This window comes from Stenotrophomonas sp. Bg11-02 (assembly GCF_002836635.1).
Lineage (GTDB): Bacteria > Pseudomonadota > Gammaproteobacteria > Xanthomonadales > Xanthomonadaceae > Stenotrophomonas > Stenotrophomonas lacuserhaii.
In genome coordinates, this window is the sequence record NZ_PJAY01000024.1 from 1 (window position 1) to 852 (window position 852).

Genomic DNA, 852 nt, shown 5'->3' on the forward strand with positions numbered 1-852 from the left:
GGTCCTGATGTTTGACCACGGACAACGAAACCCCGGCCATGCCGGGGTTTTCTTCTTTCTGGCCCATGAGGGCTGGGTACTCCACAGCAACGAACGCCACGGGTGCAGCGTCCTGCACCGCGCGCGCGAACTGCAGGGCTTTGGCCTGCGCATCGAAGGAATCTACGAATGGGTCTGATGGATAGCCCGGCCGCCGGCCGCCTGATCGTGACGCCGCACCCGGTGCTGGTGGATGGCCAGCGCAACCAGCCGGCGGACCTGCGCCTGGGCGAATCCCTGTGCGCGTTCCTGCATCGTCACGTCGCCGACCTGGATCACCAGGACTGGGTGGTGCTGATCGGCGGCCGCGCCGTGCCGCGTGACATGTGGCCCTTCGTGTACCCCAAGCATGGGCAGGTGATCGAGGCCCGTGGGGCGGTGGGCCGCTCCGCCGTGGCGCTGGTGGCTACCCTGGCGCTGACCTACTTCACCTTCGGCTTCGGCACGTTGGCGACCTGGGGCGCCGGCGCCGCGGTGCAGGGGCTTGGCGCCGCTGCCGCGACCGGTATCTACATGGCCGGCTCGGTGCTCATCAATCGCGTGCTGCAGCCCAAGCAGCCGAAGCAGAGTGCTCCCGGCCAGTCGGCGTACTCGATCGCGGCCGGCCGCAACCGTGCACGCCACGACCAGCCGGTGGGCCTGCTCATCGGGTCGATGCGTATCGCGCCCGATTTGATCAGCAACTACTACACCCACTACGAGGGTGACGATCAGTTCCTGTCGTTTGTGCTGACGCCCGGCGTGAACGTGCATAGCGTAGAACAGCTCTACAACGGCGATGCGCTGCTGTCGTCGTTCGAGGGCGTGCGCGTA

Annotated in this window: 2 pseudogenes; both read left to right on the plus strand. The window is 66.9% G+C overall.

Annotated elements, in window-relative coordinates:
• Window positions 1-178, plus strand: a pseudogene (locus CXG43_RS19010) (peptidoglycan endopeptidase); the annotation flags it as partial.
• Window positions 169-852, plus strand: a pseudogene (locus tag CXG43_RS01290) (phage tail protein); the annotation flags it as partial. The pseudogenes CXG43_RS19010 and CXG43_RS01290, both read left to right, overlap by 10 nt.